The 16,915-nt window shown below is 61.6% G+C and carries 14 protein-coding genes and 1 tRNA gene; 10 read left to right on the top strand and 5 right to left on the bottom strand.

The window, feature by feature from the left end; translation table 11 throughout:
* Positions 1 to 186: 186 nt before the first annotated feature.
* The 3 genes from AC3A6F_RS24855 to AC3A6F_RS24845 form a co-directional block, all read right to left on the bottom strand.
* Positions 187 to 1,032 (bottom strand): endonuclease/exonuclease/phosphatase family protein, encoded by an 846-nt coding sequence (locus AC3A6F_RS24855; RefSeq protein WP_487686395.1) that lies wholly within the window; start codon positions 1,030 to 1,032, stop codon positions 187 to 189.
* A gap of 121 nt (positions 1,033 to 1,153) precedes the next feature.
* Positions 1,154 to 2,194 (bottom strand): tRNA (adenosine(37)-N6)-threonylcarbamoyltransferase complex transferase subunit TsaD, encoded by a 1,041-nt coding sequence (gene tsaD, locus AC3A6F_RS24850; protein WP_487686393.1) that lies wholly within the window; start codon positions 2,192 to 2,194, stop codon positions 1,154 to 1,156.
* A 58-nt stretch (positions 2,195 to 2,252) separates the two neighbouring features.
* Positions 2,253 to 3,314, bottom strand: a complete 1,062-nt coding sequence (locus AC3A6F_RS24845) for a 3-deoxy-7-phosphoheptulonate synthase (RefSeq protein WP_487686391.1) — start codon at positions 3,312 to 3,314, stop codon at positions 2,253 to 2,255.
* A 136-nt stretch (positions 3,315 to 3,450) separates the two neighbouring features.
* Between AC3A6F_RS24845 and ybiB the strand changes: the two genes are divergently transcribed.
* From ybiB to AC3A6F_RS24805, 8 genes are all read left to right on the top strand, one after another.
* On the top strand, positions 3,451 to 4,437 hold the full coding sequence (ybiB, locus tag AC3A6F_RS24840) for a DNA-binding protein YbiB (protein WP_487686403.1): 987 nt from the start codon (positions 3,451 to 3,453) through the stop codon (positions 4,435 to 4,437).
* A 66-nt stretch (positions 4,438 to 4,503) separates the two neighbouring features.
* Positions 4,504 to 5,721, top strand: coding sequence for a BaiN/RdsA family NAD(P)/FAD-dependent oxidoreductase (locus AC3A6F_RS24835; RefSeq protein ID WP_487686389.1), 1,218 nt, complete (start codon positions 4,504 to 4,506; stop codon positions 5,719 to 5,721).
* Between the two features lie 108 nt (positions 5,722 to 5,829).
* Positions 5,830 to 6,042: a 30S ribosomal protein S21 gene (rpsU, locus tag AC3A6F_RS24830; RefSeq protein ID WP_005665410.1), complete on the top strand. Its 213-nt coding sequence runs from the start codon at positions 5,830 to 5,832 to the stop codon at positions 6,040 to 6,042.
* 169 nt (positions 6,043 to 6,211) lie between these two features.
* Positions 6,212 to 6,661: a GatB/YqeY domain-containing protein gene (locus tag AC3A6F_RS24825; protein WP_487686385.1), complete on the top strand. Its 450-nt coding sequence runs from the start codon at positions 6,212 to 6,214 to the stop codon at positions 6,659 to 6,661.
* Positions 6,662 to 6,776: 115 nt separating this feature from the next.
* Entirely contained in the window at positions 6,777 to 8,573 is a 1,797-nt protein-coding gene (gene dnaG, locus AC3A6F_RS24820; protein WP_487686383.1) for a DNA primase, read from the top strand.
* Positions 8,574 to 8,802: 229 nt separating this feature from the next.
* Positions 8,803 to 11,064 carry an RNA polymerase sigma factor RpoD gene (gene rpoD / locus AC3A6F_RS24815; protein WP_487686381.1) on the top strand — a complete coding sequence of 754 codons (2,262 nt, stop codon included), beginning with the start codon at positions 8,803 to 8,805 and terminating at the stop codon, positions 11,062 to 11,064.
* Between the two features lie 116 nt (positions 11,065 to 11,180).
* A tRNA-Ile gene (locus tag AC3A6F_RS24810) sits at positions 11,181 to 11,259 on the top strand.
* A 544-nt stretch (positions 11,260 to 11,803) separates the two neighbouring features.
* The gene (locus AC3A6F_RS24805; protein WP_487686379.1) at positions 11,804 to 12,748 is read left to right on the top strand and encodes a TIR domain-containing protein; all 945 of its coding nucleotides are present in this window, start codon (positions 11,804 to 11,806) and stop codon (positions 12,746 to 12,748) included.
* A gap of 197 nt (positions 12,749 to 12,945) precedes the next feature.
* Here the strand turns inward: AC3A6F_RS24805 and AC3A6F_RS24800 are convergent, their stop codons facing one another.
* Positions 12,946 to 13,812 carry an SAM-dependent methyltransferase gene (locus AC3A6F_RS24800; RefSeq protein ID WP_487686377.1) on the bottom strand — a complete coding sequence of 289 codons (867 nt, stop codon included), beginning with the start codon at positions 13,810 to 13,812 and terminating at the stop codon, positions 12,946 to 12,948.
* Positions 13,813 to 14,047: 235 nt separating this feature from the next.
* Here AC3A6F_RS24800 and AC3A6F_RS24795 point away from each other — a divergent pair, with 235 nt between their 5' ends.
* The gene (locus AC3A6F_RS24795; protein ID WP_487686375.1) at positions 14,048 to 15,043 is read left to right on the top strand and encodes an alpha/beta fold hydrolase; all 996 of its coding nucleotides are present in this window, start codon (positions 14,048 to 14,050) and stop codon (positions 15,041 to 15,043) included.
* A gap of 79 nt (positions 15,044 to 15,122) precedes the next feature.
* Positions 15,123 to 15,734 (top strand): hypothetical protein, encoded by a 612-nt coding sequence (locus AC3A6F_RS24790; RefSeq protein WP_487686373.1) that lies wholly within the window; start codon positions 15,123 to 15,125, stop codon positions 15,732 to 15,734.
* Position 15,735: 1 nt separating this feature from the next.
* Here AC3A6F_RS24790 and AC3A6F_RS24785 read toward each other — a convergent pair whose 3' ends face one another.
* Positions 15,736 to 16,905, bottom strand: a complete 1,170-nt coding sequence (locus AC3A6F_RS24785) for an HAF repeat-containing protein (RefSeq protein ID WP_487686372.1) — start codon at positions 16,903 to 16,905, stop codon at positions 15,736 to 15,738.
* Positions 16,906 to 16,915 lie beyond the last annotated feature (10 nt).

The following is a 16,915-nucleotide window of genomic DNA, read 5'->3' as shown; positions in this document are numbered from 1 at the left end:
GTGCAATACAGAGCCCAGGCCGTCTAAACGAACATCCACCCGTCTCAGTTTAAGGGGTCACATCACAGGCGGGAACCCAAGTTTGCTAGCGCTGTCGTAACGCGAACAACTTAGGTTCCCGCCTGCGCGGGAACGACGGTCTTGGGGCGACCTAATACTGTGTATGTTCCATGCGGCTCTAGGGACTTACGTCAATTCCAGCACCACCGGCTGATGATCCGACGCCGCCGTCTCCGACTGCACGTCGAGCGCCGTCAGCCGCGACGCGAGGTCGTCGGTGACGAAGAAATAGTCATAGCACTCAGGCCGCTCGGGCCACGGGAAACCGTGCAGCCCGGTGGTCGGTGCGCGCGCCATGTCGCCGTGCAGCACGCGCCAGGCGTCCACCAGCGGCAGCGCGCCAGGTTCAGGCGCGCCCAGGAGTGCCTGGTAATCCGGCGCATCGGGTGCGAAATTGAAATCGCCGCACAGGATCGCCGAACCGGGCCGGAAGCCCAGCTGGAATGGCGCATCGAGGTTCGGATCGGGCTGGAACAGGCGCGAGCGGGCGCAGGCTTCGGCATGCAGCTCGCGGATGCGCGCCACTTGCGCCATGCGCTGCGGCGGCGAATAGTATTCCAGGTGGGTGGTCAGCAGGCGCAGCTTGCCGGCTGGCGCATCGATCACGGTTTCGAGCAGGCCGCGCGGCATGCCGGCGGGGTGCTCCGGATCGGCCGGCCAGGGCAGCAAGTGGCGGTGCACCTGCGAGATGCGGTACTTGGAGAGGATCAGGTTGCCGAACATGCGCGGAACATTGTTCTTGTAGATTTCACTCGGGGCGTGCTCCATCGCGTGGTAGCCGCCGAATGCGCCGCTGAGCTGCTTGAACTGGTTGGCGCTGGCGCTGCCCTCGAGCTCGGGGTGGTTGGCGGCCACCTCTTGCAGGCAGATCACATCGGGGTTCAGCCGGCGCAGCACGTCGATGATCGCATGGATGCGTATCCTCCCGTCCTTGCCACAACCCCAACGAATATTCCAGCTTACTACGCGCATTGTTCACCTCCGTAAATCTTGATCGACGGATATTGCCACCGTTTGGCGAGCAACGGTCACACGGTAGGATCGATGTCAGGCTGGCAAGTTCAATGGCGAATTCGAGCAATTCCCTTGTTATTCAGGCAGCTTCGAGCTCGTCCAGCGGCCAGCGCGGACGCACTGTGAAGGCGTAATCGCGCTGGGCCAGGGCCGGATTGCGCTCGAGACGCATGGCGCCGGCAAAGGCGATCATGGCCCCATTATCGGTGCAGAATTCCAGCTCCGGGTAATAGACCTTGAACTTGCGCCTGGCAGCGGCCGCGTTCAGCGACTCGCGCAATTGCTTGTTGGCGCCGACGCCACCCGCAATCACGAGGCGCTTCAGGCCCGTGTGCTTCATTGCATTGACGCATTTCGCGGTGAGCACGTCGACGATCGCATCGACAAAGCCGCGCGCGATGTTCGCCTTGTCCTGCTCGCAGATATTTGCGATGACCTTTTCCTGGTGGTTCTTGACCACGGTGAGCACCGCCGTCTTCAGTCCCGAGAAACTGAAATTGAAATCCTTGCTGTGGAGCATAGGACGGGGCAGGGTATAGGCGGTCGGATCGCCGAACTCCGCCAGGCGAGAAATTGCCGGCCCGCCCGGGTAGCCCAGGCCCAGCAGCTTGGCCGACTTGTCGAAGGCTTCGCCGGCCGCGTCGTCCAGGGTCTCGCCCAGCAGCGTATAGCTGCCGACGCCGTCGACCCGCATCAGCTGGGTATGCCCGCCCGAGACCAGCAGGGCGAGGAAGGGGAATTCCGGGCGCTCGGAAGCGAGCAGCGGCGACAGCAGGTGACCCTCGAGGTGATGCACGCCGAGCACGGGTTTATCGAGCGCCAGCGCCAGGCTGCAGGCGACCGAGGAGCCGACCAGCAGCGCGCCGGCCAGGCCTGGTCCTTGCGTGTAGGCGATGGCGTCGATGTTCGACGCCGGCAAGTCCGCGCGTTTCAGGACTTCGTCCAGCAGCGGAATGGCGCGCCGGATATGGTCGCGCGAAGCGAGTTCCGGCACCACGCCGCCATACTCCTCGTGCATGGCGACCTGCGAGTGCAGGGCGTGGGACAGCAGGCCGCGCTCGGTGTCATACAGAGCAAAGCCGGTTTCATCGCAGGAGGATTCGACGCCGAGAACGATCATGGGAGGAGCAGTTTGAATTAGGCAGAACCGTCGATTTTACCGTACGGTTCGTTCGAATTCACGGACGCTGCAATAACTCCTTGTGCGCTTGACGCAACATGCTCTCGGTCTCGTCCCAGCCGATGCAGCCATCGGTCACCGAGCAGCCATAGCTCAGCTGCGACAGGTCGGCGGGAATCGCCTGGCTGCCGCTGACGATATTCGACTCGATCATCACGCCCACCAGCGATTGATTGCCATGACGAATTTGCTGGATCACGTCCGACATCACCAGCGGCTGCAGTTCCGGCTTCTTGTAGCTGTTCGCATGCGAGCAGTCGACCACCAGGTTGGCCGGCAGCTTGGCCTTGGTCAGCGCCTGCTCGGCAATCGCCACCGACACCGAATCGTAGTTCGGCCGTCCGCCGCCGCCGCGCAGCACCACGTGCCCATAGGCATTGCCGCTGGTGCGCACGATCGATACCGAGCCCTGGCCATTGATGCCCAGGAAGGCATGCGGATTGGCCGAGGACAGCACCGCATTGATCGCGATGCTGACGTCGCCGTCGGTGCCGTTCTTGAAGCCCACTGGCGTGGACAGGCCGGACGACATCTCGCGGTGGGTCTGCGATTCGGTGGTGCGCGCGCCGATCGCGGTCCAGGCGATCAGGTCGCCCAGGTATTGCGGGGAAATCGGGTCCAGCGCCTCGGTCGCGGTCGGCAAGCCCAGCTCGCACACGTCGAGCAGGAAGCGGCGCGCGCGTTCCATGCCGACGTCGACGCGGAACGAGTCGTCCATGAACGGATCGTTGATATAGCCCTTCCAGCCGGTGGTGGTGCGCGGCTTCTCGAAATACACGCGCATCACCAGCACCATGGTCTGGCTGACTTCGTCCTGCAGCGCCTTCAGGCGGCGCGCATAGTCGAGGCCGGCCTCGGGATCGTGGATCGAGCAGGGGCCGACGACGACGAACAGGCGCTTGTCCTTGCGATCCAGGATATTGCGCAGCGTCTCGCGACCACCCATGACGGTCGCATAGGCGCGGTCGCTCAGCGGCAGGGTCGCATGGAGCTCGACCGGCGTGGGCATGCGGGTGAACGAGCTGACATTGGTATTTTCGATTTGAGGCGTGCTGGTCATGATGCTATCTGGTTTTTTCAGGTGGATCGGCCAGTGTAGACGGAAATTGCTGCACGTGCACAAGCGATATCGCAAAAACCATATGCCGCTGCTGCCTGTGCTGCAGGCCAGTCCCGTTCCCGTGTATCCTTTTGCCATGACTACCGACACGAATGACATCGAGCGCTTTGTCGCCGCCCCCTTCATCAAGGAAATCGGCCGCGGCGTCAAAGGCGCGCGCAGCATGACGCGCGAGGATGCGCGCGCGCTCTACGCCGCCATGCTGGAAGGCCGGGTCTCGGACCTCGAACTGGGCGCCATCCTGCTCGCCATGCGCATCAAGGGCGAGTCCGTGGAAGAGCTTGGCGGCTTCATGGACGCCGCCGCCGCCTCGTTCGCGCCGCTGCCCACGCCGCGCGGCGAGTTCGCCCCGGTCCTGATCCCGACCTATAACGGCGCGCGCAAGCTGGCCAACCTGACGCCGCTGCTGGCCCTGCTGCTGGCGCGCGAAGGCGTGCCGACCCTGGTGCATGGCGTGCGCACCGACCCGGGGCGCGTGACCACCGCCGAGATCCTGCAGGCGCTGGGCCTGGCTGAAGCCACGACCGCCGCCGAGGTGCAGAACGAGTTCGTCCACCTGCGTCCGGCCTTCATGCCGATCGAGCACCTGGCCCCGCGACTGGCCCAGATGCTGGCGCTGCGGCGGGTGCTGGGCGTGCGCAATTCGACCCACACCCTGGTCAAGATCCTGCAGCCTTTCGATGGGCCGGCGCTGCGCCTGGTGTCGTACACCCATCCCGAGTATCTGGAAACCCTGGGCGGATTCTTCGAGGGCGTGGACAGCGAGACGCAGGGCGACGCCTTCCTGATGCGCGGCACCGAGGGCGAGACAGTGGCACATCCGCACCGCGCCCAGCGTATCGACTGGTTCCATGCCGGCCAGCGCGCGCTGCTGGTCGAGCGCGATGCGCCGACCGACGACCTGTCCGAGGTGCCCGATGGCCGTGACGCGGCCACCACCGCGGCCTGGATCGGCGCCGCGCTGCGCGGCGAAGTGCCGGTGCCGGCCTCGATCGCGACCCAGGTGGCGTATTGCGTGGAAGTGTCGCGCAAGATCCGCGCGCGCAGCCAGCCGCTGGAATAGCGGCTGACCGGGACCCGCCGCTGGCATTACAATGGCGGGTTCGACGCAAGGCGGGAAGCAACAGGCATGGCAAAACAATACGATGTGGCGGTGATCGGCGCGGGCGCGGCCGGGATGATGTGCGCGGCCGTGGCGGCGCAGCAGGGCAAGCATGTGGTGCTGATCGACCATGCCGGCAAGCTGGCCGAGAAAATCCGCATCTCGGGCGGCGGCCGCTGCAATTTCACCAATATCAACGCCGGCCCGCAAAACTACCTGTCGCAGAATCCGCACTTCTGCAAGAGCGCGCTGTCGCGCTACACGGCCCAGGATTTCCTGGCGCTGGTAAAGAAATACCGCATCAGCCACCACGAAAAGCACAAAGGGCAATTGTTCTGCAACGATTCGGCCGAGCAGATCATCGCCATGCTGCGCGCCGAGTGCGATGCCGGCGGCGTGGAATGGCGCATGCCCTGCAAGGTGGCGAATGTGCAAAAACTGGAGGCAGGTTTCTCGATCGACACGGATGGCGGCGAATTGCTGGTCGACAATGTCGTGGTTGCCACCGGCGGCCTGTCGATCCCCAAGATCGGCGCGACCGACCTCGGCTACCGCATCGCCAGACAATTCGACCTGAAACTGGTGGAAACCCGCCCCGGCCTGGTGCCGCTGACCTTCGACGGCCCCAGCTGGGAGCCCTTCGTGCCGCTGGCAGGCATCGCGCTCGAGGTCGAGGTGAGCACGGGCAGCGCGAAAGGGAAGGGGAGCTTGCGCGGCCATTTTCGCGAAGATTTGCTGTTCACGCACCGCGGCCTGTCCGGCCCGGCGATCCTGCAGATTTCCAGCTACTGGCAGCCGGGCACGCCGATCGTGATCGACCTGCTGCCCGAGATGGACGTGGCGGAGACCCTGATCGGCCTGAAGAAGACCGAGAAAAAACAGCTGGGCAATGTGCTGGCCCAATGGCTGCCGGCGCGCCTGGCCGACGGCTTGCTGATGGCCAATGGCTTCGACCCAGCCGCGCGCCTGCCCGACATGACCGACGCGAAATTGCGCCAGCTGGGCGACGCGATCAACCGCTGGGCTATCGTGCCGACCGGCTCGGAAGGGTATCGCAAGGCCGAGGTGACGCTGGGCGGCGTCGACACCAGGGAATTGTCGCAGCAGACCATGATGGCCAATAAAGTGCCGGGTTTATACTTCATCGGCGAGACGGTCGACGTCACCGGCTGGCTGGGTGGCTACAACTTCCAGTGGGCCTGGGCATCGGGCGTCGCGGCCGGCCTGGCGCTGGCCAATGGCTGATGTGTCAATCGCGGCACACCGCGATTGACGGCGACATAAACGCTTCCATTGATCGACAAACGATGCTAGAATTTCGTTCTTGTCTAAATCCAACGGTTCAATTTTTACATGACCACTATCCGCCTTAAAGAAAACGAGCCGTTCGAAGTCGCAATGCGTCGCTTCAAACGCACCATCGAAAAAACCGGTCTGCTGACTGAGCTGCGCGCACGCGAGTTCTACGAAAAGCCTACCGCAGAGCGCAAGCGCAAGCTGGCAGCTGCCGTGAAGCGTCACTACAAGCGCATCCGCAGCCAGCAACTGCCGAAGAAACTGTACTAATTACAGATCAGCCGGCCAAGACCCGGTGACGGCGATGTCTGTCCCGGCGAGTCGCTGATGTCCGCAAGCCCGCTTCGGTTTCGCCGCAGCGGGTTTTGTCGTTTGCGCCACGCCACTGACCGTCTCGTCAGTGGCTAGATCCAGTCACACCACCGAATACGGAGATTCCATGAGCTTGAAAGAACAACTGACCGAAGACATGAAAGCAGCGATGCGCGCCAAGGAAACCGGCCGCCTGGCCGCCGTGCGCCTGATCATCGCCGAAGTCAAGCGCAAGGAACTCGACGAACAGACCCAGCTGGACGACACCCAGGTGACGGCCGTGATCGAAAAGATGATCAAGCAGCGCAAGGATTCGATCACCCAGTTCGAAGCCGGCGGCCGCGCCGACCTGGCCGACATCGAGAAGGCCGAGATGGCCATCCTGTCGACCTATATGCCTGCCGGCCTGTCTGACGAAGAAATCGCCGCCGAAGTCGCCGCCGCCGTGGCCGCCACCGGCGCCACCGGCCCGCAAGACATGGGCAAGCTGATGGGCGTGCTCAAGCCGAAGCTGGCGGGCCGTGCCGACATGACCGTTGTCTCGGGCCTGGTCAAGAAGGCCCTGGCCGGCGCCTGATAAGCCACATGATGTTCCCGCGCGCTATCGTGCGGGAACATCATCTTGTTGCATATCAACTTGCAGCAAACGCTGCGGTATAGTCTGACCATAGACAAACACTGTGTAACGCCAAGTGATTCCGCAAACTTTCATCACCGATTTACTTAACCGCGTCGACATCGTCGACATTGTCGGCCGCTACGTCCAGCTCAAGAAGGGCGGCGCCAACTTCATGGGCCTGTGCCCATTCCATAACGAAAAATCCCCCAGCTTCACGGTCAGCCCGACCAAGCAGTTCTATCACTGCTTCGGCTGCGGCGCCCATGGCACCGCGATCGGCTTCCTGATCGAGTACTCGGGCATGGGCTTCGTCGATGCCGTCAAGGACCTGGCCCAGAATGCGGGCATGATCGTGCCCGACGCCGACGACCGGATCCCGCCGGCCCAGCGCGCCGCCCAGCAGGCGCAGACGCTGGCCATGACCGATGCGCTGACCCAGGCCTGCAATTTTTACCGCGCCCAGTTGCGCGAAGCGCCGAGCGCCATCGCCTACCTCAAGAACCGGGGCCTGACGGGCGAAGTGGCTGCCCGCTTCGGCATGGGCTATGCGCCATCCGGCTGGGACGGCCTGCGCTCGATCTTCCCCGACTACGACGCCCACGTGCTGGTCGAATCCGGCCTGGTGATCGACAAGGTCGACGAGCAGGGCAATCACCAGCGCCGCTACGATCGCTTCCGCGAGCGCGTCATGTTCCCGATCCGCAATACCAAAGGCCAGGTGATCGGCTTCGGCGGCCGCGTGCTCGACGGCGGCGAACCGAAATACCTGAACTCGCCCGAAACCCCGCTGTTCCAGAAAGGCCTGGAACTGTACGGCCTGTTCGAGGCGCGCCAGGCGATCCGCGACGCCGGCTACGTGCTGGTGACCGAAGGCTATATGGACGTCGTCGCGCTGGCCCAGCTGGGCTTCCCGCAAGCGGTCGCCACCCTCGGCACCGCCTGCACCACGACCCACGTACAAAAGCTGTTGCGCCAGACCGACGACGTGATCTTCAGTTTCGACGGCGACAAGGCCGGCCGCCGCGCCGCGCGCCGCGCGCTGGAGGCCTGCCTGCCGCAGGTGAGCGACGACAAGACGATCAAGTTCCTGTTCTTGCCGCAGGAACACGACCCGGACAGCTTCGTGCGCGAGCGCGGGGCCGAAGCCTTCGAGCAAGAGATTTCCGACGCGATGCCGCTGTCGCAATTCCTGTTGCGCGAAGTGACGCAGGAGCATGACCTCGACACGCCGGAAGGGCGGGCCCACGCCCAGTTCGAGGCCAAGCCGCTGCTGCAGGCGATGACGCCGTCGAGCCTGCGCCTGCAGATCGTGCGCGGCCTGGCCAGCATGACCCAATCGACGCCGGCGGAGATCGAAAGCCTGTTCGAGTTGTCCAAGCCGGTGGCGACCGTGCGCCGCGCGCCGCCGCGCCAGGGGCGGCCCGAGCCAGTGGGGCTCGAGCTCAAGATGCTGCGCATCCTGGTCGCGCACCCGCACCTGGCCCTGCAGCTCGACGAGCAGGCTTTGACGGCCTTCGATTATTTTGGGGAGGAAAGTTCCGATCGCCTGCGCCACCTGGTCGAGACCGCGCAGGCTTTGGGCGAACATGGCACCTTCGCGGCCCTGTCCCAGCAACTCAGGGAAGTGACGAACGAATACGATGCGATGATCGCCGAAATCGCTGCGGAACCGGAAAATGAGGTCGATGGAGACCGCATTGTTCTGTTAAGTTCTGTGCGACAGATCAAGGTGGATTCGTTAAAGCAGGAGCTTAACCAGTTGTTTTCTTCTGGTCTGACCCCAGATCAGGTAAGTGCTCGCTACCGCGAGATTGTTGCTCAGCAGGACCTTCTGGCCCGCGAGGCCGCTGCCGAGATGGCACCCCGATGATCACCTGGCTCCGCCCTGGACGCCCAGGCGCTCGCAACTGGAAAAAGGTGGGGTGCGTGCTATAATAAAACGCTAACTATTGCAACTGTTGAAACCATTTTCGGTTCCATTGGACGCGTGGTGTTTCAGTTAGCGAGGCCCATGGATTTGTGCCTGCAGGATGATGTAAGGTAACAAAACTTTATTTTTAACCATCGTAAAGTTAGTCGTTGTGACATCGAAAGCGCCTGTGCCAACCAAGAAACCCGAAACCAACGTGGCTGCGAAAACCACGAGAGCGTCTGCCGCCAAGGCGGACAATTCGCAAGACAAGGCCGAGGTTCGTACGGCGAACCCAGCGCCTGTCAGTCAGACGACCGATGCGGCCACCCTGGCCGCGATCGACACGTCGGGCTACGTCCTGCCTTCCGTCAAGGTACCGGGACGCCGTGGTCGCAAGCCGAAGGAATTTACCCCCGAGAACGACGAGATCGCAGCACTGAACGCGGTCGAGCGCGCCGAGCTGAAGGCGGCGGACAAGGCCAAGGCCAAGGACCGCAAAGCCAAAGAAAAAGCGCTGCTGAAAGACGCGTTCTCGTCCGATACCGAGGCCAGCGAGGAAGAGCTCGAGCTGCGCCGCAACAAGCTCAAGGCCCTGATCAAGTCGGGCAAGGAGCGCGGCTTCCTCACGTATTCCGAGATCAACGACCATCTGCCCGAGAATATCGTCGATCCGGAAGCGATCGAAGGCATCATCGGCACCTTCAACGACATGGGCATCGCCGTCTACGAGCATGCGCCCGATGCCGAGACGCTGCTGCTGTCCGATAATGTTCCTAACGCCACGAGCGACGACGAAGCCGAGGCTGCGGCCGAGGCCGCGCTGTCGACGGTCGACTCCGACTTCGGCCGCACCACCGACCCGGTCCGCATGTATATGCGCGAGATGGGCTCGGTCGAGCTGCTGACCCGCGAAGGCGAGATCGAGATCGCGAAACGCATCGAGGACGGCCTGAAGGACATGATCCAGGCGATCTCCGCCTGCCCGGTGACCATCGCCGAGATCATCGACGCCGCCAACAAGATCGAGCGCGACGAGATCAAGATCGACGAGATCGTCGACGGCATGGTCGACCCGCAAGGAGGCGAAGATACGTCGCCGACGGCGGTCGCCCCGACCTCGACCGATTCCGACGACGACGACGAAGACGAAGAAGACGCCGAGGAAGAGGAAGAGGAAGAAGAAGCCTCGACCGGCACCGGCGCCGCTGCGGGCTACTCGGCCGAGCAGCTCGAAGCGCTCAAGCAGGCCGCCCTCGGCAGGTTCGACGAGATCGGCCAGCAGTTCGACAAGATGCGCAAGGCCTTCGAGAAGGACGGCTATAACTCGAAAGCCTACGTCAAGGCGCAAGAAGCGATCTCGAGCGAGCTGCTGGGCATCCGCTTCACGGCCAAGGTGGTCGAGAAGCTGTGCGACACCTTGCGCGGCCAGGTCGACGAAGTGCGCCACATCGAGAAGCAGATCCTCGACGTCGCGGTGAACCGCTGCGGCATGCCGCGCGCCCACTTCATCAAGGTCTTCCCGGGCAATGAAACGAACCTGGAATGGGTCGACGGTGAAGTCAACGCTGGCCACGCCTATAGCGCCATCCTGGGCCGTAACATCCCGACGATCAAGGAACTGCAGCAACGCCTGATCGACCTGCAAGCGCGCGTCGTGTTGCCGCTGCCAGACCTGCGCAACATCAACCGTCAAATGGCGGCTGGTGAAATGAAGGCGCGCAAGGCCAAGCGCGAAATGACCGAGGCCAACTTGCGTCTGGTGATTTCGATCGCCAAGAAGTACACCAACCGCGGCCTGCAATTCCTCGACCTGATCCAGGAAGGCAATATCGGCCTGATGAAGGCGGTGGACAAGTTCGAATACCGTCGCGGCTATAAATTCTCGACGTATGCGACGTGGTGGATTCGCCAGGCGATCACCCGCTCGATCGCGGACCAGGCGCGCACGATCCGTATTCCGGTGCACATGATCGAAACGATCAACAAGATGAACCGGATCTCGCGCCAGATCCTGCAAGAGACCGGCGCCGAACCGGATCCGGCGACGCTCGCGATCAAGATGGAAATGCCGGAAGATAAGATTCGCAAGATCATGAAGATTGCAAAAGAGCCAATCTCCATGGAAACGCCGATCGGTGACGACGACGATTCGCATCTGGGCGATTTTATCGAGGACAACAACACCCTGGCGCCGTCGGATGCGGCCCTGCACGCCTCGATGCGTGGCGTGGTGAAGGACGTGCTCGACTCGCTGACGCCACGCGAAGCCAAGGTGCTGCGCATGCGCTTCGGCATCGAGATGTCGACCGACCACACGCTGGAAGAAGTAGGCAAGCAGTTCGACGTGACCCGCGAGCGGATTCGCCAGATCGAGGCGAAGGCGCTGCGTAAACTCCGTCACCCATCGCGTTCGGACAAGCTCAAGAGCTTCCTCGAGGGCAGCAGCTGATTAGTGGTGCAGGCTTGACGTACCAGCAGTAAAGGCAATATGCTCTCGCCACTTCGCTCATCTGGTGCAATGCCGGTGAGCAGGTGGCGAGTTCTACTTCCACCGTTCCAGTTTCTGGGCCTCTAGCTCATGCTTGGTTAGAGCAGCGGACTCATAATCCGTTGGTGCCGTGTTCGACTCACGGGAGGCCTACCAATAAAAAAGGGTTAGCGCTATTTGCGTTAACCCTTTTCCGTTTGTAAGCATCTTGCATAAAATCACCAATTTGTCTCCTCTTTGCCAAATTGGTGGCTAAAGTGGTTTATAGTGAATTTTATGTCGAAAAACAACACATGCCGCTTTTAGATTTGGTTTGAGTGTATAGTTAAGCGAAAATATTAAGCGGTAAATGGCAGCAGGGTTTATCGGAAATTAAGATTATTTTTTAAATGGCACTATATGTAGGTGCTAGTGAGGTTGTAGGTCTAGTGATGTGAGTGGCAACATCCAAGCTTTTAAAGGTTGGTATGATTAGGCTGTTTCACTCTGGAGAATTTTTAAGGATGCTAGGTTATATCAAGTGGTATTGGGTCGCAGTGCCTAGTATTTTATTTTAAAAAATTCTTCGAATTTTAATAGGCTATTGCTGACGTTAATTTTCAGTTGATGTTGAAGGCCATTATGTTGTGGCGGTGGATTTTTTTTGAGCTGTGCATGATAAGTCGTTAATATATATTTCGGAAATTCATTAATTTTTCACATGGAAACTTTTATTAGCTGGTCAGGTCCGCGTAGTAAGGCTGTTGCCGAGACGATACGTCAGTGGTTGCCTAAAGTAATTCAGTCTGCCCGACCATGGATGTCAGCTGAAGATATTTCAGCCGGAGCGCGATGGTTAACTGATGTATCGGGCACGTTGAATAAGGCTAAAGTCGGGATAATTTGTGTTACTCCTGAGAATCAACACAATCCATGGTTGCTATTTGAGGCTGGCGCGCTGTCAAAGACATTAGAGCAAACCAAAGTTTGCCCGCTGACATTCGATATGAGTCCCGGGCAAATAAAAGGTCCACTTTCTCAGTTTCAAGGTAATGAGCTGAACCGTATTGGTATTGGTCGGGTACTTAAGACTATCAATGAAAGCTTAAATGTGGGTCGTGAAATTGATGCTGCCGAACTAGATGAAATCATTGACGTTTGGTGGCCGAAACTTGAAGATCGTTTAGGAAGTATTCCCGCTGTAGAGGTATCAACGCCTGTGCGGGCCGTAAACGACCAGTTGGAAGAGTTGCTGATGTTGGCCCGAGAGCAAATCCGTCGCGAAAATTTGCGACTAGAAGCGTCTAAAGAACGTGATGGAAAATCCGAACAATTAATCCAATTGATGGAAAGAGCTGGAGTTGCGATGAGCACCATGGATAGTAATACGAACTTAATCCGAGGGGTGCTAAACAAAATCAATGTAGCTACCGAAGAAATGATAACTGACGTGCCATTCTTGCCAATGGAACTTCAATCTCAGCTACAGCAGCAATTAATAAATATCGCTGGCTCATCATCAATGCCTGTTGCCGATATGGAAACTATGACAAGAATGGTGCGTGAACTTCATGAGAAGGACAAGCAGCGTACAGAAGATATGCTTGCACCACAAGATGTCAATAAAAAATCGATGCAGAAAAATGATTCAGAAAATCCTGAATAGTATGTGCAATTGGAATGGAGCACCATGCGCCGTGCCGGCATTATCACGTGATGGGGCAATTGGCCGCTGATGAGGCATGCTCGATGAACGCGCAGCACTGGTCGCCGCAAGCGAGCACATTGCTCCCGCGTAGCCTCGGCATCGCTTATACGTGTCCGTAGCGAAGGGCAGGGGCAGTCGCCGGCGCCTTATGGCGCTCAGGGACGCCTGCCCATGACGAACGTCGCTACCGGCCCCACATCCACTTCGATATCGACATACCCGCGCGCACGAAGCAGCGCCTCGAGTTGCGTGGCGTGCGTGACTTCGCCCCCACTACGCAGCGTGCGCAACGACGACATCACCGCCATGAACGGGTCGTCCGATCGGGTGTACAGCGGCGCAATCAGCCAGCCTCCGCTGCGCGATGCGGCCGCGATCCGGTCGATCGCCTGTTCGAGCAGCGGCAGTGTCATGAACATGGTGGGAAGCCACGCCAGCGTATAGCGCGGACCAGGATCGAGTTCGGTCACGTCGAGACGCCTCAGCCGGATGCGGCCGGAATGCGCACTGGCGGCCACGTTCTCGGCGGCGAGACGCAATGCGGGTTCCCAGATGTCGATCGCGTCGATGTCGAGGTCAGGACATGTCTGCGCGGCCCGCAGCGCGACGCCGCCGACCCCGGTGCCGACATCGAGAAACACGCCATCCAGCGCCGCCTGCAAAGAAGGCCGTGTGCTGGCAAGGCCCAGGATGCGGTCGAATGCATTGCTGGAGGAACGCCCCATCGCCTGGAGATGGTTGCGGTCTTCGATCTTCCACTGGGCTGTGCGATCAGGTTCCCTGAACAGTTCGCCGCTTTCCACGAATGCCATCTCGATCTCGACGAGTAGCGGCGCGATCTGCGCGTCGTCGAGGTCCGCGGCGGCATCGCCCAGGGCCAGTCGCAGCCCGTCCCTGATGTGCTCATGGATGGCGGCTTCGACGCCCGTGCCGGAACGCAGCTTGAGCGCTGCGCCGATGACTGCCAGCATCCGCGCGGCGCGAGCAAGTTCGTGGATGCGGTTAGAAATAACGCCTGACACGTAATACTCCCTGGATCGAGTTGAGACTGCGAAGACACGCAAGGTCACAAGCAGATACGCAGGCATGCGATGGCCGGATGCGCCGTGCGATGCCATTGCTCAGAACGTAACAGTCAATTGCGTCGAGCGCCGATTCTCCTCCCAGCCCGGCCGCGCCACACTGTTAGCGTTACCTGCCACGGGTAACCGACAGCGCCGCTCCATTCACAAGCAATGAACCTGAAAGAGGATGATCATGACCGCTCTTCGTTTCCATCGCGTGGGCCTTGCGCTCACCGCCTGCGCGACGCTGTTTGCCGCGCTGATCCAGCCCGTCCATGGCGCCGCGCCGGCTCCGGCAAAGCCGGCGTCACAGGCCGCGGCCACCGTCAGCTACCACAAGGTCGACGTCGACGGCGTCAAGGTGTTCTACCGCGAAGCCGGCCCGAAGGACGCCCCGGCCATCCTGCTGCTGCATGGCTTCCCGACCTCGTCCCACATGTTCCGCGAACTGATTCCGAAGCTGTCCGACCGCTACCGCGTGATCGCGCCCGACTTTCCCGGCTACGGCCAGAGCGACCAGCCGCCGATGGACCGCTACACCTACAGCTTCGACAACCTGGCTGCCACCATCGACAAGTTCACCACCAAGGTTGGCCTGACCCGCTACGCCATGTACGTAATGGACTATGGCGCGCCGATCGGCTATCGGCTGGCGGCAACCCATCCCGAACGGATCAGCGCCATCGTGGTCCAGAATGGCAACGCCTATGACGAGGGGCTGGACAACCCGTTCTGGGTGCCGGCCAAGGCCTACTGGAAGGACAAGAGCGAAGCCAACGCGGCCAAGTTGCGGCCTCTGTTCGAGTTCGACGCCACGCGCTGGCAGTATTCCGAAGGCTATCGCGACCCGGCCGGCCACGTCAGTCCCGATTCCGCCGTGATCGACCAGGCCTATATGGACCGCCCCGGCAACAAGGCGATCCAGCTCGAGATGTTCTACAGCTACGGCACCAATCCGCCGCTGTATCCGGGCTGGCAGGCGTATTTCCGCAAGCACCAGCCGCCGATGCTGATCGTCTGGGGCAAGAACGACAAGATATTCCCGGCGGAAGGCGCCACCCCCTATCTGCGCGACCTGCCCAAGGCCGAGCTGCACCTGTTTGACACCGGCCACTTCGCGCTGGAAGAAGACGGCGAGCAGATCGCACGCCTGATGCGCGACTTCCTCGGCCGCAAAGTCACCCGCTGAGCCGGTGCGCCCGGGGCGGGTGGCCGACCGCGATCATGCATAATGGCGGCCATCGACCACCCGTCCCGAGAAGGCGCGCATGACCGGCAACGCCAGAGCAGAGCAGCAAATCACCGTCAACGATATCGAGGTCGGCATGCGCGTCTACGAAGCGCTGGCGCACCACGCAGGCTCAAGCCAGGGCGCGCCGATCGGCTACAAGGACTTGCTGACCTTGGCGCGCTCGCTGCACCCGAAAGACTTGGTGCTCGGCCGGGCGGTTCCGATCGGCATCGGCATGAAGCTGCGCTTCGTCGACGCCTTCTGCGCCGCGCATGCCTGTCCCCGGCTGTCGAGTCTTGCAGTCGACCAGGAGAGCATGCTGCCGGCCACAGGATACGCCGGCGATTGGGACGCCGACCGGCGCGCCGCCGCCGCATTCGACTGGTCGAGCGCCGATGCGCAACTGCCGGCGTTCGCCAGCGCGCAGCGGGCCGCCGTGCCGGCGCGCCTGAAGCCGCGCAAGGAGCGCCCGGCCGATGTGTCCTGGTACGCCTATTTCTGCTCGCACCGCAAGGAGTGCGAGTGGATCGGGCAGGAAGACAAGCACGAGATCATCAACCTGATCATGGCGGGCCTGGACCCGGAGACCGCGCTCCGGCGGGTCAAGGCGGCCAGGGCCGACGCCGCCGGCCCCACCGAAGCGGGTTGAATTACTGGGCCACAGGTTTGGCCACCTCCTTCGCGATGCCCTCGGCTTCTTCCTGCGCCCGTTTGGCGGCGGCCTGCGGCGACGACGGCGCCTCCACCGACGGCTCCTCGTCATGCTCGGCAGGCGGCACCGCATCCGCGTGCGGCTTGATCAGGTCGAGCCGCACCGCATACCGTACCCCGTTGCGATAGGCATTGGCCGCGATCTGGCCCGCATCGTTGATGGCCCGGGGATCGCGGATGTCCCACCCCGAGGCGGGATTGATCAGCGCGTTCAGGCTCTGCATCTTCTTGCCGCGCCAGATGAAGCCGGACAGGTGATCGCTGTCGCCGACGATGTGGCCGCGGTTGTTGATGCCGGTGCCTCCGCTCGAGCGCTCCACGGTAGGCGGGCGGCCGTCGATGTCGATCATGCGCCCGCGGCTGTACAGGAAGGCGACCCGGTTACGGAAGAAGGTCGGCACCCCGGCATAGCCGGTGGCCTGGCCGCGGTCGTTGATGGACAGCGCGCCGTTGGGCGTCCAGCCAAAGTCGCCCAGGTCGCGCAGCTTGCCCTTGGTCCAGATAAAGGAACGCAGCGGCTGGTCGGGGAAGGTCAGCGGTCCGGATTCGCCGGCGATCTGGTTCTTGTTGTTGAGGGAAGCGGAGAAGGTGATCGGATTTGTGCCGGGGAAGTCGTTGGGCAGGTCGCCGATATCCGTCAGCGCGCCATTCGGCGCGCGCAGGAAGCTGCTGATGCCTTCATTGATGGGCGTATCCGACGCGAAGGCGGTGATGTAGCCGGCATTGTTGATGTCGCGCCAGGTGGTGAACCTGCCGCCGATGACGCCGATGTCGCGCAATGTGGCGCAGTCGTAGACGAAGCCGCGCTGCTGGCCGCCGCTGGTGGTCCACTGGCCCAGCACCTGACCCTTGTCGTTGATGGCGACGGCGACACTGGCCGTTCCTTTCAATGTGCCCAGATCGACCAGGCCCTTGCCGCGGTTGAGGAAGGCATGATTGACCGTTGCGGAATACGGATAGTAGCCGACCACCACGCCGGCGCTGTTGATGTCGGCGGCCGTGCTGTTTGCCGGCCCCACCACCGTGACCTTGTACTCGGGGTAGGCCGAGGCAGCACCGGCCATGGTGAACGACATCAGGACCAGTGACAGGCGATGACGCAAGTACATGACGAGCTCC

It is taken from the genome of Massilia sp. Soil_C_3 (genome assembly GCF_057657035.1).
This window is presented reverse-complemented; position numbering and strand designations above follow the sequence as displayed.